The organism is Methanocalculus pumilus (genome assembly GCF_055382585.1).
Window position 1 is genome coordinate 1059999 of record NZ_AP042393.1, and the last position, 23231, is coordinate 1083229.

26 protein-coding genes and 1 tRNA gene are annotated in these 23231 nt (G+C 50.8%); 6 read left to right on the forward strand and 21 right to left on the reverse strand.

Annotated elements, in window-relative coordinates; all coding sequences use genetic code 11:
• Positions 1-153 precede the first annotated feature (153 nt).
• Entirely contained in the window at positions 154-1494 is a 1341-nt protein-coding gene (gene purB, locus ACZ44I_RS05495; protein ID WP_464548020.1) for an adenylosuccinate lyase, read from the forward strand.
• Positions 1495-1520: 26 nt separating this feature from the next.
• On the opposite strand, the gene ACZ44I_RS05500 is transcribed toward purB, so the two are convergent.
• From ACZ44I_RS05500 to ACZ44I_RS05520, 5 genes are all read right to left on the reverse strand, one after another.
• Entirely contained in the window at positions 1521-1931 is a 411-nt protein-coding gene (locus ACZ44I_RS05500; protein WP_464548018.1) for a nuclear transport factor 2 family protein, read from the reverse strand.
• Between the two features lie 85 nt (positions 1932-2016).
• Positions 2017-3186 (reverse strand): ABC transporter permease, encoded by a 1170-nt coding sequence (locus ACZ44I_RS05505; protein ID WP_464548016.1) that lies wholly within the window; start codon positions 3184-3186, stop codon positions 2017-2019.
• A complete protein-coding gene (locus ACZ44I_RS05510; RefSeq protein WP_464548014.1) occupies positions 3183-3863 on the reverse strand; it encodes an ABC transporter ATP-binding protein in 681 nt (226 codons plus the stop codon). The genes ACZ44I_RS05505 and ACZ44I_RS05510 overlap by 4 nt, the downstream gene beginning before the upstream one ends.
• 69 nt (positions 3864-3932) lie before the next feature.
• Positions 3933-4142: a helix-turn-helix transcriptional regulator gene (locus tag ACZ44I_RS05515; protein WP_464548012.1), complete on the reverse strand. Its 210-nt coding sequence runs from the start codon at positions 4140-4142 to the stop codon at positions 3933-3935.
• A gap of 3 nt (positions 4143-4145) precedes the next feature.
• Entirely contained in the window at positions 4146-4532 is a 387-nt protein-coding gene (locus ACZ44I_RS05520) for a DUF2178 domain-containing protein (protein WP_464548010.1), read from the reverse strand.
• 416 nt (positions 4533-4948) lie between these two features.
• Here ACZ44I_RS05520 and ACZ44I_RS05525 point away from each other — a divergent pair, with 416 nt between their 5' ends.
• Positions 4949-6547, forward strand: coding sequence for a tetratricopeptide repeat protein (locus ACZ44I_RS05525; protein WP_464548008.1), 1599 nt, complete (start codon positions 4949-4951; stop codon positions 6545-6547).
• Between the two features lie 73 nt (positions 6548-6620).
• Here ACZ44I_RS05525 and ACZ44I_RS05530 read toward each other — a convergent pair whose 3' ends face one another.
• The 7 genes from ACZ44I_RS05530 to cfbA all read right to left on the reverse strand — a co-directional run bounded on the left by ACZ44I_RS05530 (position 6621) and on the right by cfbA (position 13249).
• On the reverse strand, positions 6621-7961 hold the full coding sequence (locus ACZ44I_RS05530) for an ATP-binding protein (RefSeq protein WP_464548006.1): 1341 nt from the start codon (positions 7959-7961) through the stop codon (positions 6621-6623).
• 158 nt (positions 7962-8119) lie between these two features.
• A tRNA-Glu gene (locus ACZ44I_RS05535) sits at positions 8120-8192 on the reverse strand.
• A 101-nt stretch (positions 8193-8293) separates the two neighbouring features.
• A complete protein-coding gene (ilvE, locus tag ACZ44I_RS05540) occupies positions 8294-9157 on the reverse strand; it encodes a branched-chain-amino-acid transaminase (RefSeq protein ID WP_464548004.1) in 864 nt (287 codons plus the stop codon).
• Between the two features lie 29 nt (positions 9158-9186).
• Complete coding sequence (gene cfbB / locus ACZ44I_RS05545) at positions 9187-10572, reverse strand: Ni-sirohydrochlorin a,c-diamide synthase (RefSeq protein WP_464548003.1); 1386 nt, start codon at positions 10570-10572, stop codon at positions 9187-9189.
• Positions 10557-11633: a Ni-sirohydrochlorin a,c-diamide reductive cyclase catalytic subunit gene (gene cfbD / locus ACZ44I_RS05550; protein ID WP_464548001.1), complete on the reverse strand. Its 1077-nt coding sequence runs from the start codon at positions 11631-11633 to the stop codon at positions 10557-10559. Before cfbD ends, cfbB begins: the two co-directional genes overlap by 16 nt.
• A gap of 7 nt (positions 11634-11640) precedes the next feature.
• Positions 11641-12867, reverse strand: coding sequence for a coenzyme F430 synthase (gene cfbE / locus ACZ44I_RS05555; protein WP_464548000.1), 1227 nt, complete (start codon positions 12865-12867; stop codon positions 11641-11643).
• Complete coding sequence (cfbA, locus tag ACZ44I_RS05560; RefSeq protein WP_464547998.1) at positions 12845-13249, reverse strand: sirohydrochlorin nickelochelatase; 405 nt, start codon at positions 13247-13249, stop codon at positions 12845-12847. Before cfbA ends, cfbE begins: the two co-directional genes overlap by 23 nt.
• 103 nt (positions 13250-13352) lie before the next feature.
• Here cfbA and ACZ44I_RS05565 point away from each other — a divergent pair, with 103 nt between their 5' ends.
• From ACZ44I_RS05565 to ACZ44I_RS05575, 3 genes are read left to right on the forward strand one after another with little or no spacing between them, the layout of a single operon-like run.
• Entirely contained in the window at positions 13353-14486 is a 1134-nt protein-coding gene (locus tag ACZ44I_RS05565) for a methanogenesis marker 9 domain-containing protein (RefSeq protein WP_464547996.1), read from the forward strand.
• Entirely contained in the window at positions 14458-15279 is an 822-nt protein-coding gene (locus ACZ44I_RS05570; RefSeq protein ID WP_464547994.1) for a triphosphoribosyl-dephospho-CoA synthase, read from the forward strand. Before ACZ44I_RS05565 ends, ACZ44I_RS05570 begins: the two co-directional genes overlap by 29 nt.
• On the forward strand, positions 15267-15881 hold the full coding sequence (locus ACZ44I_RS05575; RefSeq protein WP_464547992.1) for a DUF447 domain-containing protein: 615 nt from the start codon (positions 15267-15269) through the stop codon (positions 15879-15881). The genes ACZ44I_RS05570 and ACZ44I_RS05575 overlap by 13 nt, the downstream gene beginning before the upstream one ends.
• A 12-nt stretch (positions 15882-15893) precedes the next feature.
• On the opposite strand, the gene ACZ44I_RS05580 is transcribed toward ACZ44I_RS05575, so the two are convergent.
• The 5 genes from ACZ44I_RS05580 to thiD all read right to left on the reverse strand — a co-directional run bounded on the left by ACZ44I_RS05580 (position 15894) and on the right by thiD (position 18547).
• Positions 15894-16319 (reverse strand): type IV pilin domain-containing protein, encoded by a 426-nt coding sequence (locus tag ACZ44I_RS05580; RefSeq protein WP_464547990.1) that lies wholly within the window; start codon positions 16317-16319, stop codon positions 15894-15896.
• 168 nt (positions 16320-16487) lie between these two features.
• Positions 16488-16916, reverse strand: coding sequence for a hypothetical protein (locus tag ACZ44I_RS05585; RefSeq protein ID WP_464547988.1), 429 nt, complete (start codon positions 16914-16916; stop codon positions 16488-16490).
• Positions 16917-16956: 40 nt separating this feature from the next.
• Positions 16957-17232, reverse strand: coding sequence for a hypothetical protein (locus ACZ44I_RS05590; RefSeq protein ID WP_464547986.1), 276 nt, complete (start codon positions 17230-17232; stop codon positions 16957-16959).
• A 23-nt stretch (positions 17233-17255) separates the two neighbouring features.
• Positions 17256-17696, reverse strand: coding sequence for an Lrp/AsnC family transcriptional regulator (locus tag ACZ44I_RS05595; protein WP_464547984.1), 441 nt, complete (start codon positions 17694-17696; stop codon positions 17256-17258).
• Between the two features lie 23 nt (positions 17697-17719).
• Complete coding sequence (gene thiD / locus ACZ44I_RS05600; protein ID WP_464547982.1) at positions 17720-18547, reverse strand: bifunctional hydroxymethylpyrimidine kinase/phosphomethylpyrimidine kinase; 828 nt, start codon at positions 18545-18547, stop codon at positions 17720-17722.
• Positions 18548-18691: 144 nt separating this feature from the next.
• Here thiD and ACZ44I_RS05605 point away from each other — a divergent pair, with 144 nt between their 5' ends.
• The gene (locus tag ACZ44I_RS05605) at positions 18692-20008 is read left to right on the forward strand and encodes an AIR synthase-related protein (protein WP_464547980.1); all 1317 of its coding nucleotides are present in this window, start codon (positions 18692-18694) and stop codon (positions 20006-20008) included.
• Positions 20009-20013: 5 nt separating this feature from the next.
• Here ACZ44I_RS05605 and ACZ44I_RS05610 read toward each other — a convergent pair whose 3' ends face one another.
• The 4 genes from ACZ44I_RS05610 to ACZ44I_RS05625 are packed head-to-tail and all read right to left on the reverse strand — an operon-like array spanning position 20014 to position 23229.
• Positions 20014-20730 (reverse strand): class I SAM-dependent methyltransferase, encoded by a 717-nt coding sequence (locus ACZ44I_RS05610; RefSeq protein WP_464547978.1) that lies wholly within the window; start codon positions 20728-20730, stop codon positions 20014-20016.
• Positions 20727-21719 carry an AAA family ATPase gene (locus tag ACZ44I_RS05615; protein ID WP_464547976.1) on the reverse strand — a complete coding sequence of 331 codons (993 nt, stop codon included), beginning with the start codon at positions 21717-21719 and terminating at the stop codon, positions 20727-20729. The genes ACZ44I_RS05610 and ACZ44I_RS05615 overlap by 4 nt, the downstream gene beginning before the upstream one ends.
• Positions 21719-22438 carry a phosphopantothenate/pantothenate synthetase gene (locus ACZ44I_RS05620; RefSeq protein WP_464547974.1) on the reverse strand — a complete coding sequence of 240 codons (720 nt, stop codon included), beginning with the start codon at positions 22436-22438 and terminating at the stop codon, positions 21719-21721. The genes ACZ44I_RS05615 and ACZ44I_RS05620 overlap by 1 nt, the downstream gene beginning before the upstream one ends.
• On the reverse strand, positions 22435-23229 hold the full coding sequence (locus tag ACZ44I_RS05625) for a GHMP family kinase ATP-binding protein (RefSeq protein WP_464547972.1): 795 nt from the start codon (positions 23227-23229) through the stop codon (positions 22435-22437). The genes ACZ44I_RS05620 and ACZ44I_RS05625 overlap by 4 nt, the downstream gene beginning before the upstream one ends.
• Between the last annotated feature and the right edge of the window lie 2 nt (positions 23230-23231).

Here is a 23231-nt window from a genome sequence, read left to right on the forward strand (position 1 = left end):
TAAATCGGTGACGTTTTACCCCTATCCCATCTTATGCCCTCATAGTTTTTTTGTCAATACGAAACTGCTCACATTCATCAAAACACCATCTCTTTTGTTTTTTCTGAAGGGTGATGGATCGATTTAATCCTCCCAGAGTCCCAATATAGATCCATGGCGATCCACCCGATAGACTTCCGGTACGGCACAACCGAGATGCGCCGCATCTGGAGCGAAGAGGCGAGATTTAATGCAATCATCAGGGCCGAAGTGGCACTTGCCGCAGCCGAGGCTGAGATCGGCCTCATCCCGATGGAATCGGCAGAGGCGATTGCTGCTGCAGCACCGAAGGCATCTCTCCGCCGGGCAAACGAGATTGAAGCCGAGATCAACCATGATATGATGGCTGTTGTGAAGGCGCTCGCCGAGGTCTCCGGCCCCGCCGGACGCTGGGTGCATTACGGGGCGACCTCAAACGATATCCTGGATACGGCAACCGCCCTTCAGATTAAAGATTCCCTCGACTGTATCGAAGAGAAGCTGAAGATCCTGCTCAGGGTTCTCATTGAGAGGAGCACTGCCACAAAGACGCTCGTCTGTGCAGGGAGAACACATGGCCAGATCGGTGTTCCCACAACCTACGGCCTCCGCTTTGCCATATGGGCAAGTGAGATCGGTCGCCATATCATCAGGCTCCGTGAGATGCGCCCACGGGTTGTTGTAGGGCAGATGACCGGCGCGGTCGGAACGCAGGCTGCCTTTGGAGAGGACGGGATGGAGGTGCAGGCGGCGATGATGCGCCACCTTGGGATCGGCTCAGTGGATGTTTCGAACCAGGTGGTTTCCCGGGATCGGTATGCCGAATACTTCTTCCTCCTCGCAAACATCGCAACCACCCTCGATAAGATCGGGATAGAGATCCGTTCTCTCCAGCGGACAGAGATTGCCGAGGTTGAAGAGGCTTTTACCAAGAAGCAGGTCGGATCCAGCACGATGCCGCATAAGAGAAACCCGATTAAGAGTGAACAGGTAGGTGGTCTTGCCAGGGTGATCAGATCCGCAGTTGAGCCTGCACTCCTGAATAACACCCTCTGGGATGAGCGGGATCTCACGAACTCCTCCTGCGAGCGGGTGATCTTTCCAGAAGCAACCATCCTCTGCGATCACTGCCTCAAGGTGATGGTGCAGGCACTTGAGGGACTGATCATCAAGGAAGAGAATGTGGCAAAGAACCTTGATCTGCTCCATGGCATCAATCTTGCCGAGTCGGTGATGATCGAACTCACAAGGCGCGGGATGGATCGGCAGGCAGCTCATGAGGTGATCAGGGCAACCAGCATGAAGGCGCTTGAAGAGAAGAGGCCGCTTGCTGAGATCCTCTCTGAGATCCCCGAGGTGACTGGTTTAATCTCCTCTGCTGAGATCGAAGATGCACTCCTGCCGAAACGCTATATCGGCACCTCGGTACAACAGGTAGAGCGGGTGATCAAGAAGCTCGCCCCGCTCACCTCTTAATCTCCCCATTTTCTATAATCCAAAGATCAGGCCGGAAAAGATCTTCCTTCTGCCTGACCCGCTGCCGGCTGCGAGATATGCATCTGCACAATCTCCCACTGGTGTCCGGTGCCCCGGAGTACCATCGTGATCCGGCATGGGATCTCGTTTTTATCTGCTGTGAAGGTGAGATCTCCCATCACCCAGGCGATCGTCCCTTCAGCTTTTATGGTGCAGTCTGCCATCCTGACAGAGATGGTCTCAAACTCTTCAAAATCGTGGCTGAGCTGCCTCTCCATCTCCTCATGGTTTCGTACAATCTCATCTGCACCCGTTCCAAATCCCATCATGTCAGGCGCAGTGATTGCGAGGATCCCTTCAAGATCCTTCTGTGAGTAGAGATCACAAAAACGGGTCAGCAACCCCTGGATCTGATCTTCTGTCTGTCTGCTGAGCATCGAAGATTATTGGTGATGTTGGTTGATAAGGGAGGATGGTGATCTGGTGTGGAAGAAAAAGATTGGGTGTACCTGCGGAACTTACCTAATCATTCGAAAGCGCATCAATCGGGTTCATCTGTGCTGCCCGGTGAGCCGGATACACCCCTGCTGCGATACAGATGACTGTTCCGATACACATCCCATAAAATATTGTGAATACGGTGTTGAATGTCATCAGGTACTTGATATCCTGCATGATGAGCAGGATGAGAAGCCCGCCGCCGATGAGGCTCATCACCCCTCCGCAGACCGATCCGATCAGGCCAAGAATCGTTGCTTCGTACAGGAACATCTTGCTGATATCACTCTTCTGGGTACCGATACTCCGGAGAATCCCAATCTCCTTGATCCGCTCGTTCACCGAGATGAGCATCACATTCAGGATGCTGACTGCGGCAACGACAAGCGATATTCCGCCAATTGCCATGACAAAGAGTGATATCTGGCCGATTGCATCCTGTATGGATGAGATCATCGCCCTGAAATCCATTATATTGACGACATCCTCACGCCGGTTCAGCCTGGCATCGATCTGATCCTTGATACGGTCGATCTCATCGAGATCTTCAACGTTGATGACAACCTGATCGTATTTACCCTTCCCCCCATACTTTGATTCATACCACCGCTCGGATGCGATGATGGAATTGTCAGTCTGGATGCCGCCAGAGAAACCGGTATCTTCAAGGATTCCTACAACACGCATCCGTTGTTCATGGCTTCCGATGCCGATTGTAATGAAGTTGCCTTCTTTGATATCGTACTGTCGGGCCAGACTCTGGCCGATCATCACACCTTCTGTTCCCGAGACGTACTTTCCTGATACCAGGGTTGTTATTGACGGAAGTTCTCCTGGATCAACACCGTACACGGAGGCATACCTCCGGTTATCTCCGACTTTGATCTGGTCATAGGTATTGTAGAAGGCGATTGTCGGGTGCCTCCCCGCGATCAACTTGATCTGCCTGATGTCCCGCTCATCAATTCCTGCTTTCTGATCTCCAACTGAGGGTCCTGCCGGGGTGATGATTATTGAGTTGCCCATGTTCATCAGCTCATCAGATACAGACTGCTCAAGGGCACCGCCGAGAAGACCCATCGAGGTGATCGCAACAACGCCGATGATGATCCCAAGTGCCGCAAGAATTGATCTGAAGAGATGGAGCCTGACATTTCTCTTTGCCAGTTCAAATGTCATTCCGAGGCGGATCACTGGATCACCCCGTCGCGGATGGTGATGATCCGATCTGCAAAGGATGCAATCTCATCTGAGTGGGTGACCATCACGATCGTCTTCCCCTGTCCGTTCAGATTGGTGAGAATATCCATAATCTGTTGCCCGGTCTTTGAGTCGAGGTTGCCTGTTGGTTCATCGCAGAGGAGAATCCGTGGATCATTGGCAAGGGCCCTGGCAATTGCAACTCTTTGCTGCTGGCCACCTGAGAGCTGATTTGGGGTGTGGTGGATGTGGCCTCCATCAAGGCCGACGAGTTTTAAGAGATCAGCTGGCTTTCCGGTGGTATCCCGTGCACCGGTCTTTAGGATAAGCGGATATTCGACATTCTCAAATGCCGTCAGGAGGGGGATTAGATTGAATTTCTGGAAGATAAAGCCGATTGCATCTCTGCGCAGATCTGTAAGCTCAGAATCTGAGAGTTCACGGGTATTCTTTCCTTCAATATAGAGGTCGCCGCTTGTCGGCTGATCCAGGCAACCGATCTGATTCAAAAGGGTTGTTTTCCCTGAGCCGGACGCTCCCATTATTGCAACAAATTCACCAACGCCGATATCAAGAGTGATGCCGTTTAGTGCGTATACATCTCCTGCCTCCATCGGATAGATTCGTTTGACCTCTTCAAGCCGGATACAGATCTCCATTATCTTCTCCATGTGTGGTGCAGGAATCCTGCCTGATGTAAAATATATTGTACATTTTTGTATTTATGGATTGTGAGCCGTTCAATCCGGCTTCATTTCTTCATCATACAAAAAGATCTCATCGATCAAAACTCCAAAATATCGGCTGATCTTAAATGCAAGTTCAAGTGATGGATCGTACTTCCCTTTTTCAATAGCCAGGATCGTCTGCCTGGTGACGCCAAGCGCAGTAGCTAACTCCTCCTGCGTCAGGTTGTGCGCGGTCCGATGGAACTTGATGGTATTATTCATCTCTTATGCTCCAAACTTTCTGGAATAGTACAGCCAGAAGAGAAGGTAGATGGACATGATCAGGACGATGTTCTGCATGAGTGCATATCCCCAGACCAGGAGATTTGATGCACCTGCATAATACCCCATGAAGAGGATAAATAATGAGAAGAAGAGGAGAAGCAACACTGAAGTCTCAAGTGTCCGGACCGCTGTCTTCTCGTAAATTGCCACCAGCCGTTCATCAATGATGATATTCAGCCTCCTCCATATCCAGAAGAGATAGAGCATAAGGGCAAGGAGCATAAAAGAGAGCAGGTCAAGGTTCCCGGAGGAAGCGGCTACCCAGATACCTCCTGCCAGCAGGATGGCGATGAGAATCATTGCTGCTTTTGAAACGATCCGATTCATCCTGCAAGTAGTTGAGTTCATCCTTCTAATAATGGTTCTTCCCCACTTCTCTGAAGGTCGATATTATTCAAAAGAGATAATAATTGATGAATAACCTCCAATTGTTATTGCGTACTCAATATAAACAACAAATGGAAGGGTTGTATTCCTGCATTCAGATCAACATAATCATTTGTTGGTTTTAACTGGCGGGGTGAAGGGGACGGAGCGGGAAGTCTTTGGTCTTCAGGCCGGAGATGAAAGCAGAGCTGCCCTTTCAACTCTGCGATAGATATATCTTCCTGGATGTACTATTTTTTCTTATCCCATATGAAGTATAACGTACACTATCCTACATACATGATCCACGCCGGTTTTTATGAGAGGGTGCTGATCATCAGAAATAAACAAATCCATAAACATCTTACCCTCTGTATATGAGCAGATCCTTCTTCAGTGATCCCGATCACTTTCACTTTTTTGGGCCCGCATTTGATCTCACCAATGATCATCTCACCTATGACGAGAAGAATAGACTAATCGGGATCATCACTGAAACCTTTGAAGAGTATCCCGATTGCCGCGAAGTGACTCTTGCCCTTGCATCACTCTATGAGTCCATCGGGGATCATATGTCAGCACACAGCACATTGATTGATGATTACTTCTTTAGGGACTCGTCCCTCTGCATGATGCGACAGGCATTCCTTAATCGTTCATGGGATAAAAAGCATGATAAAAAAATATTAGCAAACCTCACGAAACGGCATAACGATCCACAATTTATGCGACGGCTCTATGCCTTCCTTGGTTTTACCCTCATGGAAGATGATAAGAGGGCAAAAGAGCTATGGAATAATCTGCTAGCGGAAACATTGTTTCGTCCATCTTCTGGAACAAACGATATCCTGGACCATTCATATAGATATTCTGTCTTCCATAATCTGTCATTCCGTGAGCAGATCGAAGGTATCAGATACCTTCTTCGAGCAAAAATCTCTGATAATCTGGAGGTAGAACTCATCAGTTTTACTGAGGCCATACCAGCGTATCTCCATAATCTCCTTTCATTGGTCATGCTCTTTACATCTGATACTGAAGATGCGGAGATAAGGGATCCCCTCAATGTTGTGATTGCTGCTGCTTTTGGGAGTGTCGAGATAATTGATGGCTTTCTTGCAGACGTTGAAAAGAGGATTGATGAGGTGTTTGTGGAATATATCGATTTACAGAAAGAGGAGGCGGTTACAATTGGTGAGGAGGCAATTGCCCTCATTCACCTCCTTAACTGGGTCGATGATCCAATATTGCATGAAGAAGGGTTCTATGATGAGTTTGAGAGACTCATGCAGAGTACAAACTCCAGTGTCCTTATAATTGCAGATTGGATCATTCGTCAGATTCCTGCTGAGAGATTAAAGGATCTGCCCCCAGAATATCAACCGGAATATTTCAGGAAGAGAGCTGAGCTGCTCGAAGATTATTATTATGATGATGAAACTGATGACGAAGATCTCTATTTAGAAGAACCGGAGGAGAGGATACCCGATGAGATACTTGCACTTTCCCCCGAAGAAGTGCTCGAACATGATGATATTGAACTCTTCTTCTCCTATCTCAGAGATCATATCAGTGACGGTAATTACCTCGATATGAGCGTAACCTTCATTGAACTGGGTCTTGATCTTGACCGGATGGACGAAGTCTTCGACCAAAAAGCTGTGTTTCTGGAACATAACTGCAAACAGGCACTGACTCTCATCAACTCATACCTCTTTGTTCTGGACAGGAATTACAAACGAGCAGAGGCACTCATACATCAAGGTGATATGGATCCGGACGAGGCCGCACTCTTCCTGGCAAGGATCTATCTCCAAACAGAATCTCCGAAGAAGGCAGTTAAAATCTGTGAGAAGCTTCTGAAAAAGAAACGTCTCGGGGTTGATCCCTACCCGGTCCTGGTCCTGGCATACAGGGCAGCAGGCAGTGAGAAGAAGGCACAGAAGGCTGAAGCTGCATGGAAAAAGCAAGCGTAGAAAGGCCTTTTCTGAAGAGAGGTGCTGCTTGTTGCACCTCTCCCCCCGTACATTTTATTGGAGAAGGAAGTATTCAGATATCCGGCAAATTCATGCCCCCTGTCTTTTCCTCTGTTAGCAGCCAGAACCAGAGGGGCAGGTAGCGGATTCTTTTTCCGGATACTATCTCTTCGTCAAAAAGGTCTGAGGTCAGTATCAGTCCATGAGAGATCCCAAAATGATCCATGGCAGAGAGGAGCCCTTGTATCTCCCTCTCCCGTGTCGATGGGTCGGAGATGTCGAATGAGACCTGGATTAATTCAAACGATTTCAGGCCCAATTTCAGAACAAAATCCACCTCTAGCCCTTTGTCATCCTGCCAGTAATAGATCTCACGGCCGCCCCGATAAAGCTGCAAAAAGACCAGGTTCTCTAGCAGCCTCCCTATATCTTCAGAGAACCGGAATGAGACTGCATTCATCATACCGGGATCGATACAATAGAGTTTCCTCGGCTTATTCACCTGTTTTTTGAGCGAGTCATCATAGTGCCTGACAGAGAAGAGCAGGAATGCATCCTCCAGATAGGAGAGATAGTTGATAATCGCATCGGTACTGATGGCCTGAAATCCGGAGAAGAGCTTTCGCAGTGAATTATAGGTATGCGGCTTTGCTACATTTGATATGCAGAATATAGCCAGTTCCTTGAAAAGAGCAGGGTTCCTCACCCCATGCCGGGTCACGATATCCCGAAAGATGATATCATCAAAATATGATTGGAGCAGGAGGGTTTCATCAACTGTGGGGTAGACAACAACCTCAGGGAACCCTCCCCGTGTAAGGTATTGTTGAAAGAGCCTCCTGATTTCGATCTTCCTCTCAGAAAACGGGAGGGTTTTCAGATCAAGAGGGATCTGATGATGTTCTACATATTCCCTGAAGCTAAATGGATACATTCTGGTTGTAAGGTGCCGCCCGGTGAGGCGGTTTGCAACCTCCTCTGAGAGGAGTGATGCATTCGATCCGCTTATAACAATCCTGAGGTTTCGCTTTCTGTCATAAATACCCTTGATCCACCGTTCCCATCCGGGGAAATTCTGGATTTCATCCAGGAAAAGGTATAATCTCTCAGTCTCTCCAGACGGATAGAGTTCCCTGAAGGTGTCTATTAATCGATCGAGCTCATCGCCATTCAGCGGCTGTAGCCTGTCGTCATCGATATTGAGATAGAGGATCCTTGATTTCGGAACACCATTTTTCATCAGTTCCTCGATCTGTTGAAACATGAAGTACGTCTTTCCGCATCGCCTCACGCCGATGATGTCGTTGATATGAGGAAGTTCAAGCTGTATGCTGGTTCGCCGGGGAGAGAGCGTGGGGAGATCTCTCTCCTGCCACTCGATGATCGCAGCCTTCAGTTTGGCACCAGTATCCATGATCCAGAGTTGACCTGGTACTTCATATACCTATCGTCTATAAACGATAAAAAAAGTGAATTTTATCGTGTGTAAACGACAGATAGAGAGGTGAGCATGAAAGGTATATCTTTTACCAGGCTGAAAGAAGAAATGAAACTGATTTTAAAAGCAGATGATGCTGATATGGGGATTCGAACCCCAGTCGTCGGCGTGAAAGGCCGACATGATTGGCCACTACACTATATCAGCCATGCAACAAAAGTGCTATACAAGGTAGACCTTTTGAAATAAAAAGATATTGATATGATTCTATCCATCAGGCTGCTTTTTTCTCCAGTCCGACACCCGGATCAGACCGGAGTGCCTTCGGTCTCGGTGATGGTTTTGAACGCGGCCATGATCTGTTTGGTGATGGGGCCGGGCCGCCCGCTGCCGATTGCCCTGCCATCAACTTTCACGATCGGAGCAATCTCAGCAGCAGTTCCTGTAACGATCATCTCATCTGCGGTATAGAGATCAAAGAACCCAAGCTCTATCACTTTCAACTGGATGCCAAGTTTCTCTGCAATCTCAATGAGGACATCCCGGGTGATTCCCTTCAGGTTCGTCAGGGTATGAGGGGCATAGATGATCCCATTCTTAACAAGGAAGATATTATCGCCGGATCCCTCTGATATCCTGCCCTGTGCATCGAAGAAGATCGCCTCATCCCCGCCCTTGTAGTTTGCCTCAATCTTGGCGAGGATATTATTGAGATAGTTCAGGCTCTTCACATTGGGTGGCAGGGCATCCGGTGCATTCCTTCGTATGGAAACCGTAACGGCAGTCAGACCCTTTTCATAGAGATCACCATACATCGCACCCCATTCCATTGCAATACAGACGATCGTCGGCTTTGGACAGTGGCGGGGATCAAGTCCCATCGTACCGGCTCCACGGCTGACAATCGGGCGGATGTATCCGTTCTTAACCCCGTTTCTCCTGACCGTCCCGATGATAATTTCGGCAAATTCGTCTTTTGAGACAGGCACAGTCATATCGATCATTTTGGCAGAATCATAGAGCCGGTCGATATGTTCCTTTAATCGGAATATCCGTCCATTATAGCTGCGTATCCCTTCAAAAACACCATCACCATAGAGGAAACCATGGTCAAAGACCGAGACCTTCGCCTCCCCTTCAGGAAAGAATTTTCCATCGATGTATATTTCCATGTAAGAGTATTGGAAAGAGGATCAATGTATTAGTTTTGCTTCGTACCTGATCCGCGGCAACACTCAAGAAATGTCCCAATCATATCAGCACTTGCAACAGGGTGGAGATGGGCATAGCTGCCAACCGAATTATTCACAAGAATCCCGTCATTTCCAGAGGTTATTCCCTTCCCACGTGATAGCCTGAATGCATACTGTTGATTGGAGTCCATCTGGATCTCACTATAATGGAACTCATGACCCCGAAATACCGCTCTTCCAAGGGGACCGGCAAGCGACTCTCCTTCAACGTATCCAAGCACCCGTCCTGAAGGAATCAGGGTTATTCCCGGAAAAACACCACACATCTCATGGGTTGATGATGTTTCCTGCTCCTGCCATCCTGCCTTTCTGGTGATTGATCTGGTGAGGTACATCAGACCGCCGCATTCCGCATAAAACGGGATGCCATTCTCTGAAGCACCAGCTATTGCACTCCGCATTCCGGTATTTTCTTCCAGTGCTTCAGTATAGAGTTCCGGATAGCCGCCACCGATTATGTAGCCATCAGCATCGGGGAGGCGGTCATGAATCGGGGAGAAGAAGACGGGGTCTGCTCCCCGTGCGCGGAGGAGATCAAAGAGATCCGCATAATAAAAGGTGAAGGCTTCATCATAGGCGATGCCAATCGTAAGATCCATTTCATTGTATGGATGAAATGCCGGATGAGGGGTTCCGGGGTGGAGGGGTTCCTCTGCAATCTTCAGGAGGGCATCAATATCGATATACTCCTCGATAACACGGGTAATTGTCAGAATCCGATCCTGGAATGTACTGTCCTCGCTCCCTTCCCGAAAGGGAACGAGACCGAGGTGCCGCATTGCAAGCTCCATCTCCGGCATATTCGGGACTGCCCCGATGACAGGTATTCCGCAGAAGTGCTCGATTGCACCTTTGGCCTTCTCAAGGTGTCTTCCCCCCGACACATTGTTTAAGATCACACCTTTGATCCGCACATCCGGATCAAAGCTCTGAAACCCCCTGACAATGGCAGCGGCACTCCGGGTAATACTCTTTGCATTGATGACAAGGATTGTATTTACACCAAGTGTCTTTGCAATCGATGCAGTGCTCCCTGTATCTCCAAGGACTTCAGATCCTTCATAGAGCCCCCGCACGCCTTCAATGACGCCGATATCAGCACCCTGTGCGGCATGCGAGTAGATACCCCGGAGACTTTCTGCATCAAGGACATAGCTATCGAGATTTCTGCATGGCCGTCCGGTGACACCGGTCAGGTATGAGGGATCAATGTAATCCATCCCCACCTTGTAGGTCTGGACGGACATTTTTTTTGCGAGGATTGCAGAGATTGCAAGCGTGATACTCGTCTTCCCGCACCCCGAGCGGTCACCAGAGATCAGGAGGGTACGCATCTCATGCTCCTGAGCACCGCTCCAAATTCACTCTCCACAATTGAACGTACACCCAGGGTCTTTGGATGGAGATCAATCTCCACCAGTACATGCTGATGGCCGAGTTCACGCAGTGGTGCCACCTGCCGGGGGCCGTTTGTAATCGAGAAGATGGTGATTCCTTCTGTATATTCTGCCGGGACTGCATGAGGAACACCCACGATGAAGAGAAAGTCAGGCTTCTTCTCCCGGATCAGGCGACCAAGATCGTCTCCAAGAGCTCCATATTCATCAAGAGAGCCGAGTATCGAGAGTGGGAGACCTCGTTTCTCTGCCTCAAGACGAATTCGCTCCGCATCGCCCCTTACTTTCGGAAGACCGCGATCTTCGAGATTTGCATAATAGATAATATCCGCATCCGGTGCAGCCTCGTGGAGTGCACAGAGTTCATCCATAAACATGTATGCCGTCTCCTTCTTGGCATTCATGATTGCCATCCCTTTCTTCCCCCCGCATGCACAATCCAGGAGAGCCTGTGCGGCGATATGTTTCAGATCCCCACGTTCAGGCTCGATATACTTCCGGGATGCCGCACCACGAAGCCGTTCAACTTCATTTGCCTTTGCGAGGAGGTGGCGCTGCCGTGTCAGTTCGTCTTCGCTGATCCAGCCTGCTCTTGCAGCCGGCTCAAGTGCAGCGATGACCCCGTCAATATTCTCGGAAAAACCTGCATGGATATCTACTGCTATTGCCGGAGTGGTGATACCCGAGGAGTCGATTGCCGCCTGCATATCCTCCCCGATGATCATCGAGACACAGGTCCCGATAACCGCGATTCTCCCTGGCGAGAATGTCTTCTCGGCATATCTGAGAACATCCTCGAGGAGCTGCTGCCCCCCGAAGATAAACTCGTTATCGGCAAGGGATGTGGTGATCACCCTGAGCCCATCCTCTTCAAGGAGACGGGCATGTTTGAATGAACACCCTGAAGGACCATGGAGGATAGCGACATCGACTCCGAGATCACGGGCGGTATACAGGGCGGCTACAATGGAACTTGGGCGTGGCTGAATGTACTGCATAGTGGTTTTACCTCCATGTTTTTACTGCCAGGAGAAGAATTGTTCCCGGCGTGCGGGGTGCATGACGTTGTGCTTCTTCAAGTGAAGAGCAGACAGTGGCATCGGGATAGAGAGAGACAATCTCCTCATCGGGATTTAAAACAACGAGTGTGAGTTTATCTGGTTTGATCTCTCTGATGGCACATTCGATATCAGATGCGGCAAAGTTTTCACAGACCGCATGCTCATCCTGTCCTATGATAAGATGGAACGGGGCGTCCGGCTGTATCCGGCGTGCATAGGCTGCTGCTTCAATGGTTGTGTCTGCTGTCGTCCCACTGTTTGAGGCATCAACGATCAGGCATCCGTTCTCTCTCCCGGTCTGCATTCTGCCGGGAAGGGCTTCAAATGATGAGAGAGGTGAGGGATCGATGCCGAGAAGACAGGCAGCGGCAGCGGCGTTCATCAATGGTATACGGTATCCTTTCAGTGAGAGGAGCGGATGATCAAATGAGCCGCTGATCCCGTCATACTCATAGGTGATCGATTCTCCATCTGAAGAGACGATCTCTCCAACAGTATGCTGATTTGGGTGATGATCCAGCCTGATTCCATCGGGGAGGAGAACAGTCCTGCACGTCTTTAATGATCCGCATTTTGCAGCAAGAGCTGATCTCTTCCCACCAGCGATTGGGTAGTCATCTGCCGAGGTAAGTATCCCAAGATCTCCTCTCCCTGAGACACCGAGCGAGCACTCACCTATCAGCCAGCCATGAATCGAATGAGCCATTCTGGCAGGGGCGATAAGACTGGCAGGGGTGATGCTCGTTCGGCCAGGCATCTCTTTTTCAGGATAGCGAAGGGTTCCTCTTGATGTATGCAGGATACCGGCGCCTGCCATCAGGTGTGCAAGTGCATAGGCTGTTGTTGTCTTTCCGACTGCACCAGTTATTTCGATCAAAGGGTGCGGCAGATCAGATCCCATCAGAATTCCAGCTGCCTGGTGATGGGTGATCACCGGTATCCCTGTATGGAGCAGGGGGTATGCTGGATCAAGATGAACCGGGGCAATACAGCAGGAGTATGATGTTGCCATTGCCTTTTCCGGAGTGATGCCTTCACTGCCCCGGTAGACATCAACAGAATCAACTCGATAACCCTGCTCACGGAGGGCGGAGGCGATCACCCCTCCGCCATGAATAGTATCGAGCGCGAGCAGGCGCATAGATCGATCAGAGGTGATCGCGGATGGCATTCTCCGCATTCTTCAGCATCAGTTCTGCAAGGAGCGGGTCACCGCCGATCGGATCGGCATACACGAGTGGGAGATCTTTCCCATTCAGTTTCACAACTCCCCTCTTCTTTCCTTCTTCAAGACCAAGGATACCCGGGATATCCTTTAGTATGTGAACGCCCTTTGCGAGGAAGAGAGGAACAACAACGAGAAGATCGATATCCTCCTCTGAGAACGCCTGTATTGATTCTTCTACAGAGGGTTCATTCATGCTCATAAACCCTGCTTTAACGATATAGTCATTATTCTTCGCGGCGATGAGAGCGGCGGTGCTCTCGACAAGTTCCTTGTTGTGCGGGAGTTTGCTCCCATGTCCAACCAGTAGTAAGCCTTTCTTAGCCATTATACTAGAGTTGTACAATTATAGGTAAAAAGTATTATCGATTCGGTATCGTGGAGGCAGATCCAAACTACTATCCCTTATCATTTCTAATTATAGTGAATCTATGATGGAGGCATACGAACGGTTTGAGCTCCTGATGAACCAGCAGATCGTCAGGACACCCATTGCACTGGCATCCATGGCCGGAATGGTGGATGCTGCATATGCACTTGAGCGAGGTGGGCATATCGGTGCTGCGTTCCTTGGGGGTTTCTCCATCGATGAAGAGACGGTGCTCGCAAGCCATGATCTCGCCGAAGCCGGGAGAGCCGAGTTCTTCTTCCCCGATCCGATAGAAGGGATCCGGGCAGAAGTCTTGAAGCTGAAGGGATCAGACATTGTGCCCGGTATCAATCTCCGGGGATCATCTGCTGCATCATTTGAACTACTCGCAGATGAGCTTGGGGATATCGCAGTCTATGAAATAGATGCACACTGCCGCCAGTTGCCGATGATAAAAGCAGGTGCTGGCGAGCATCTGCTCACCCACCACCATGATCTCTGTGATCGTATCAGAGCCCTCAAGAAATTTGATGTCTCTGTCTCGGTGAAGATCAGGACCGGACTCACTGACGAGCGGGCTCTCTCCCGTGCGCTCTGGAAGGCGGGTGCTGATATCATCCATGTTGATTTAATGGATGATGGATACCAGAAGATCCGCCAGATCAGAAACTCCTGCCCCCTCCAGATAATCGCCAATAACTCAATGCACTCATATGATCGGGTGATGGAGCAGTTCTCCCATGGTGCGGATCTCATCTCTATTGCGCGGAAGGCGGATCTCCATACCCTGAAAGGGCTGGATGCCGCAATACGGAGGAATGCTGATGAGATCGGATGGTACAATGCACCCAAGCAGCTCTGCAGGGGCGGGGATCTCAGGGCTCTTGCCTTCTGCTGTATGCCGGTGAAGGAGTGCCCCCTGCTCCCGGTTCTGAAAGGAATCGACATGGAACGGGAATCGTATGTCCACTTAAAACAGAGAGCCACTGTCGGCACTCCTCTTCAGGAGGGGGCACATACCTGTTTTGGGAGTCTTGCCTGGTGCTGCAAGTCGTCAACCCCCTGCATGTTCCGCGATATGACACTCAAGAATCTGAATATCCAGAAGACTGAGTATATGAAATATAAGCGGAGGCTTTCAGAGAAGATAATGGAGGAGATCTTCCATGAAGTGCCCGCCGACATCCCGTGCTGAGCTTGCACAGCTCGCAATGATGCTTGAAGTAACGGCATATCCAAAACCGGGGAATGTCGATCGCTGCCATGATTATGAGGACACCCGGCTCGAACATTTTCTTGCATCGGTGATCGCCTGCCGCCCCACCCTTGATGCAGTCGAGGGGGGAGAACTCGGTATCGGTGAGGGGATCTATGATGCAGTCGTCAGGACCAACTGCCATTCCGGCGGCAACACCCATTTTGGAGCATTTATTCTTCTTCTGCCGCTTATCGCCGGAGGAGATATTCAGGGCGCTCTCCGGCTGATCAAGGAGACCACCGTTCACGATGCTGTACTCTTTTACAAGGCTTTTTCTGAGACACAAGTCCGGGTGATCGAAACTGACGGGCTGGATGTGAATGACCCCGATTCGATTGAACAGATCAGAAGAGACGGGATGACGCTCCTCGATGTGATGGCATATTCTGCACCAAAAGACATGATCTGCCGCGAATGGGTGGAAGGCTACACTCTGACCAGAAGATTTGCAGACCGGCTCCATGATACAGGCGGCGGTGCAAAGGCGATAAGCTCTCTCTTCATCCGCCTGATGGCAGAAGAGATGGACACCTTCATCGCCAAGAAGTTCAATGCAAAGGTTGCAGAGGAGGCGATGGCGATGGCACAGGAGGTGCAGGCGGGGCGGCGGACGGTCACCTCGATGGATGAGGAGTGTATCCGCCGCGGCATCAACCCCGGTTCACTTGCGGACATCACCATCGCCGGGATCTATCTCGCACTCACCGAGGGATGGCAATGGGACCAATAAACAATAATCCCACGGATGCAAGCACCCGGATGGAGAGCATCATGCAGGATGGGATTCTCCAGGAAGGCATCAACGAGGTGATCGGAACCACACGCATGAATGCCGCACCGATGGGTGTGATCCGGAGGGGCAGGCGCTACACCCTCGCCCTCTTCAAAGGGAGCCATACCGCAGCAAATATCATCCGGGACGGCTGGTTTGTCGCAAACCTGATCCATGATCCGGTGATCTATGTCGCGTCTGCATTCGGTGACCTCCCGGATGATGCATTCACTACAGAAACAATCAACGGCACCCCGATGCACCGCCTCGCTGCAGCCGAGGCATGGATTGCATTCCGGGCAGAGATAATCGGCGAGAGCAGCGAGGCATACAGCATCCTCCTCACCCCGATTCGGGAAGAGGTGCTACAACACCAGATCCATCCGGTGAACCGGGGCTTCAACGCGATCATCGAGGCGGCGGTACACGCAACCCGGTACATCATGAACCACGATCCAAAACTGGAGTGGCTGATCCGGCATCACCTGGCGCTTGCAAGGAAGTGCGGGGGAGAGCGAGAGAAGAAAGCAATCGTTCTTTTAGAGAAAATTCTGGAATGAAAAAAAGAGGGTTTAGAAGTTCTTGTCAACAAGAATCTGCTCAGCACCATCGTTGAAGGTGGCTACGAGGACAAAACGTTGTCCAGCAACATTATCTTTAAATTCAAAAGTCCAACGCTCACCGACTTTTGGAACAGTAAAATTATCAATCATATTAGAGGTACCATCAGCACCATAAATTTTCTCCGCTGGAGTTCCACCGAGAGTTCCAGTTATATTATTTATAGATGAAAGATCCGCTCCGCCCTGCCAGGTCACAGAAACATTCTTTGTTCCATCAACACCAGTCGTCAACCCAACAACCTTCGCGCCGCCGACATTGCCAACAAGCCCGAAGACAAACGCTGCAATGACTGCAGCAAGGATCACCGTGATGGCGACCATCAGGATAACACCGATAACCGGTGATACCGCATCGTCATTCCTTTTTATAGACATAATCATTCACCTCACATCATCGGATAAACTACTGAATTCCGATGTGCATGTAGAGAAAAAGGTGTATGAACTATATAAAAACTGTGTCAGAGAAGGTAGAGAGAAAGAAAAACCATTCGGATGTCAATGAAGGAAATAATATTTCCTGGAACGGAGATTAATGACCATTCATTTCATCGCCCGGTACCGGATTTCACCATCTGCCTCCTCAGAGACCCATTCCGGGAGGAGCCCGGCAAGGAGCCCCCGCAGGTAGGCGCCGGCAATCAGGGGAGAACAGAGGGGGTGATCTACCGGGATGGAGAACTCAGTCCTGATGATTATCTCTGTTGTTCCTTTCCGCTCATAGGGAACCCCGATGGTGATTAAGAAGCTCTCGACAATAGTGAGGATATCCTCAGCCTGAACCCGCTCGCGGAATCCACAACCATGATCCTGACCGAGTGAATAGGTATGCCGGGCAACAGCCTTACGGATCTCAGGAGATGGATCTTCGGCAAGACGGGTAAGGAGGGGATCGGCGATCCGATTCTTTCCAAAGAACCTGGAGGTCTTGCTGATCGTCCAGTCCCGTGCAAATGAAGATCCAAGCCCCATCCTCTTCCAAACCCCCGAATAAAGTGCCCCTCAGACACCCCTATCTGACAACTCCGGTGATCATGCACCCGATTCCGGCAATCTGGAAGAGACGGGCAATCACAATCGACCAGTACGAGATGGCCGTCTCCCCCTGCACAATCGCCACAATATCCGAGAAGACGATCCCGATCACGAGCAGAAACAAACCCAGGTTAAAGAGAAGGAGCGTTCTATCCTTCACCCGCTTATAGCTGAGATATACAAGCACATTCAATACCGCACCCATCAGGAGGGTAATGATCGCAAGTAATCCATGAAGTAGTTCAAAAGCCATGCCAATCATCCAAACAGAACGCCTTAACCAACATATGTCTGCTCCTTGATCTTCTTCACTGCGAGGATGGTATTTACCTCCCGAACCCCCGGATGTGCCTGGAGCGGCTGAATGAGATCGTTCTTAAGCTCCGAAATATCCGCTGTCACCGCTTTTATCAGGTAATCATTTGGCTCAAGCACCTCAAAGACCTCCCGCACAATCTGTTTCCCTGCAAGATAGGTGATAAGATCCCCTGCGGAATCGGGATCAACCTTGATCGAGAGGAACGAGACCAGTCGCCGGGGAAAAAACTCAGGATTGACCGCAATCGTAAACCGCTCGATCACGCCTTCCTGCTTCATCCGCTCGATCCGCTTGAAGACCGTCGAAGGAGCAATGGAGAGCCGCTTCCCGAGATCTGCAAGCGGGATTTTGGCATCCCCCATCAGCGCGTCAAGGATGGCATGATCGGTTGCATCCATTATGGTGAAGATGGTTAATTAGATCAGATTAAAGAATCGGTTTGTCTTTTGGAAATAGACCACTCCCAGAAGGGATTTGGAACCGCCCCCCCTGAAGGAAGGTGGATCGCATGCCGGATTGCACCATCGATGAAGCGTTTGGCACCTGCCACTCCCTCACAGAGATCCCGTCCCAGGGAGAGCTCTGCGGCGATCGCAGATGCAAAACAGCATCCCGAACCATGAACTTCATAGGGATATCTCGGGGCAGAGAACGCCTCTTCTCCGTTTTTGGTGATAAATAGATCGACCGAAGCATCTCCGCTTCCCAGATGCCCGCCTTTCAGGACAACCGAATCTGCGCCATATGAAAGGAAGACCGAGCCTGCCTCCCGCATATCATCGAGCGAGCGAATCGGCGCAATACCGCTTAGCATCTCCGCCTCAGGGATATTCGGGGTGATGACTGTTGCCCGCGGGATAAGCCCGTCTGTCAGGAGTGAAAGAGCCTCTTCTGTGAGCAGCCGGTGGCCGCTTGTCGAGACGATCACCGGATCGAGGACAAGCGGAGTGCCCGCCGGGAGTGAGTCAATGACAGCCTCTATGACAGTTGTATTCCCAAGCATCCCGGTCTTCCAGGCAGATACTGTAAACTCCTCACAGAGGGTGGTAATCTGTGCCGAAACAGAATCAGCTGACTGCACCCATGCCCCTGTAACTTTCCGGGTATTCTGGGCGGTGACTGCGGTTACGACAGAGAGACCATAGACTCCATATGCGGCAAATGTCTTCAGATCAATCTGAAGCCCGGCGCCGCCGCTCGAATCCGAGCCGGCTATTGTACAGGCAGTGGAGAGCAGTTGAGCAGTCATGATCTGTAAAACTCTCATCCTCCGCCTTCATCAGGTTTGCGATTCAGGTGCGTGCGCTCCAGGCTGGCTCACCTCTGTTCAGTTATCCCCGGAGATGTATCAGGATCACGCCTTTATTGCCGTCTGCGATCAACAGAATCGTATATGGATATAGAGGGATATGTGCGCAGGCATCTGGCTGAAGGATGCAGGGATGATGAACTGCGCATCCGCCTCAGGGACAGGATCCTTGAGATAAAAGATCTCACCCCGGAGTATGCCAATGCATTTGCCGCTGCCGCAATCGAGGAAGTGAGGCTCACTGAGGGGCTGACGGGAGATCTCTTCACCTATGAAAAAGCTGGCGTCTCCATGGGTGAGTTTGGCGTTGGATCCCGTGGAACAGGTGACTTCTATGCGCACCGAAAGATCGCTCAGATCATCGGAGATACGGGGGCATCGGTCGGCGTCTCAGAGATGGATGATGGCGGAGTGGTTCGGGCAGGGGGCCAGTACATCATCGCAACCGTTGACGGCATGCACTCCCGTCTCTCTGATTATCCTTTCCTTGCTGGCTTTCATGCAACAAGAGCCACCCTCAGGGACGTCTATGTGATGGGAGCAACACCGGTCGGCCTCATCTCGGATATTCATGTGGCAGATGATGGGGATGTCGCAAAGATCTTCGATTATACCGCTGGCATCACAACTGTCTCAGAGGCACTCGGGGTTCCGCTGATTGCCGGATCAACCCTCCGTATCGGGGGCGATATGGTGATCGGCGACCGGATGACCGGATGTGTCGGTGTCGTCGGGGTTGCAGAACATATCACTGCCAGAAGAAAGATCATGCCGGGCGATCTCTTCCTGATGACGGAAGGATCCGGCGGCGGCACCATTGCCACCGCTGCGATCTATTCCGGCAATGCGGAATACGTTGAAGAGACGATCAACCTCAATTTCCTCAGGGCATGCGATGCACTCGTCCGGGATCCAGTCTTCACAGAGATCCATGCAATGACCGATGTCACCAATGGGGGGCTCAGGGGTGACACCTATGAGATGGCAGAGACTGCTGGCTGCCGGATCGTCATTGAAGAAGAACATATTCGGACGCTTATCAACCCCCGTGTTCTCGCTCTCCTCGACAAGCTTGGAATTGACTACCTTGGCGTATCCATCGACTCGCTCCTTGTCGTGGTTCCACCAAAGGCAGCAGAACGCGTCATCTCAGTAATCAGAAAAACAGGAGTTGCCGTTGCAATCATTGGCCGGGCAGAAGAGGGACCAGCAGAATCAATCCTCTTTTCTGGCGGAGTTGAGACCGACTTTTCCCCGCAGTTCCGTGAAGCCGCATACACACCCCTTAAAAAGGTCGTTGAGAAGCAGGGCGGGGATTTTGAGGAGATGAAAAGGAAAGTTGACCATGCAGCAGATGCGGCACGGGAGAAGAAGCAGCGGATGCTGAAGAGACTCGGATAATCTCTTTACTCCTTCTTCCCACTCACAATTACATTGAATGCAAGATAGGGGATATGCGCCTCGATAAATGGCTCCAACCTCTGAGCTAAGGAAAATAGCCGGGGGGAGAGGGTATAGTGTGCGAATGAGCAGCGGGCGGATTGAACATCAACAAACCCAGCCTGAGAGAACATATCCTCCATCTCTTTTCCGGTATAGTAATGCTCCCCAAAATCACCAACGCCGATCTTATTGAATCCAAGACGCTCACCAAGCCTGTAGAAAAAGGGCACCATGCAGGTGAGCGTATTCCAGGAGAGCGTGCAGACAGCGATCTGCCCGCCGGGTTTTAGAATGCGATATGACTCACGCAGCATTGCTTCTGGATCATTCAGATAGGTGAAGGCAAGAAGGCTTGCAATGCTGTCAAATGTCTCATCCTCAAATGGGAGAACATCAGCTGTTCCAACAATAAATTCAGAATCAGGGCACCGGAGACGCCCCATCCTGACCATGCCGGGAGAGATGTCAAGCCCGATTGCCTTTTCACCGGTTTTATTATACTGTTCGATAAAGATCCCTGTTCCACATCCAAGATCCAGAAGGAATCCCCGACTTTTGAGTCGATCAAGAACAAGTCCGCTCAGATGCTGGTGGTACAGCCGTCCCTGCCTGAGATCATACCGCTGATCATAGACCCCGGCAACCTCATCATAATGTGCCTGTACTTTTGCCCTGCTCATATCTTCAACTCCTCCAAACGCGCCAGAAAGGCATTTACCTGGAGATATTCATTCCCGCATTGCCCGAGCATCGCATCAGCCTCCGCGAGGAGAAGCGTTGCATATGGATCATTACAACAGACTTTCAATGAATTCCGGAGCATCACAATAAATTCCCGTCCCGAAAGCCCATATTCTATCATCAGGCTTTCTGCACTCTTTGTAGCTGCCAATTGATCACCCCGCCTGATTGCATCCAGAATCACATCCCCAAACCTCGAGATCTCGGTATCATCTATCTCCTCCGGACGGATGGGAGTGCCAAGCTCCACTGCCACCTGAAGATTCATGATCGCTTTTCTGAGATCTCCCCGCACTGCAATTGCGAGTAATGCTATATCATCATCAGGGATCTCACCGGTTCTTCCTTCCTGATCAAGGATCTCACGCAGACGGGCTTCTATGAGACTGCTTTCAATCGGTAGGAAAGAGAGGGGAAGGGTACGGGATCGAATCGGACCGATGAGGGCTGAGGGTTGTGTTGTTACAAAGATGAAACGGCAGGTGGCGCTGAACCGCTCCATTGTCCGGCGCAGGCCGTTCTGGGCATCATGGGAGAGTGCGTCTGCACAATCAAAGACGATCACCCGGAATTCACGGTTGAGTGGCTTGAGGGAGGCATGCCACCGGACGATATATTTAAAATTGGAGAGAACACTCTGGCTTTTCTGGTACAGAGGAGTAAATTTCGGATTAGCCTCAAGATAAGCACGGCCCTGTGAGAAGAGTGTTCCGGATGGGATCACCGTTACATTCTCCGCCACATGATCCTGGTAGATGAGCTCGAGAAAGGAGTCAAGCGCAGTAGTCTTTCCCGACCCCCGGGGACCGGAGAGAAGAAGATGAGGAAACGAACCGGAATCGGCAAAATATTTCAGCTGCCGTTTTATATGCTCCTCTCCAAGGATCTCATCGAGACCATCAGGCCGATACTTCTCTATCCAGAGCATCAGGCTAACCTCTCTCTCATCTCTCTCAATGCATCTGCAAGGAATTTCTGGTTATCGATCGAAGCCGCTAATGTGTGTAGATCTCCAGCCATCTCAGTTCCACAGGCTTCTGTGATCGCAGGGAGTGTACGGGTCAGTTCATCGATAATCGGCAGTGTGGCAAGCCGGGCGGTTCGTGAGAGCGGATTTAGGTCGATTGCAATGACGACCCTTCCCATCTTCCGGAGCGCCTCGCACCGGTCTCCATCCTCAAGCGCAACCAGAATGAGATCGGCAGATCCTATACCCTCAGGCAGGCAGAGGCCGCGATCATGGGCAAGCGGAACAAGACGCTCACATTCACCCATCAGCACCTCCACACCATGAGCGGCAAGGTGATCTGCAACCTGCTGCATCCTCTCTTCAGTCCGGTGAAAGAGATTCACCTCAACTGCCACTCCCGATCTCTTCTGAAACAATGCTATCTCCTCTGCTGCGAGTGCAGCGCAGTTCCCGTTCACCGAGAAGACCGGGCGAACTGCAGAGAGGATCAGCCGGGCGGCGAGACGCTCTGCTTCGGCTGCACTTGCAGTCGTCCGCTCCCCAATCAGGTAATCAAATGCCTCGCCCCGCCCATGTGCCGCAAGACCCTCAAGCGAGACAAGACCGCTCCGGGCAGCCGCAGCAAGAGATTCCCTGACCCTGAGTGAGTGGTATCGCGGATGGTTTTTGGGGATCATCCCTTCACCTCACGAATTGTCGGACCATCATCAGCAACGGAGGTGATATACACTTTTCCAAACTGCGAAAGTACTGATTCTGCCTGTTCCCCAAAGGCAAAGACACCCTCCCCCAGCATCGTCATGGATGCAGGAAGATTCGCATCATCACAGGCAGAGAGGATGGCTCGGACCGGATCGGTGATCAGACCGGATGATTCAGCAAACTGCCGGGAAATTTTAAAAAAATCCTCAATATCTGCCGGACACCTGCCGGGATATGCCAAGGAAACCCGTTTCATGGATTCAGGAGAAGAGAGCACCTGTTGTGTGGAGATTGGGGAGAGGCTGATTATCGCAATCTGCTCATCAGGAACAGGAAGTCTTTGTGTAAGTGCCTTAATACCTGGTGCTGTACGGCAGACGAGTCCTCCGCCAAGTTCTGCTGCCACATCGCCAAGTCCGTTTCCATGCATAACTTCAATCTCATGGGAAAGACCGGCAATCTCCGGCATTCCCATTGAGAGAGAGAAGAGTTCATCTGCTGCAATGATTGTTGCCAGAAGAGAGGCAGCAGAGAGGCCAAAACCCGATCCAATTGGAAGGATTGACTCTGTTCTGACCAGAGCAGATACACCCATCCTGTCAAGGGCTTCCTCAATCGGGGGGGATCCGATCGTCTCCACCCCATCTGCAACAACGAGAACCTCCGTCTCTTTTGACCGCTCCACAGTAGCAGTCACCCCTTCTGCAAGGACAAGTCCGGCACCGATGCTTCCGGTACACTCAGGCGTCTCTCCGATTACCTTCAAGA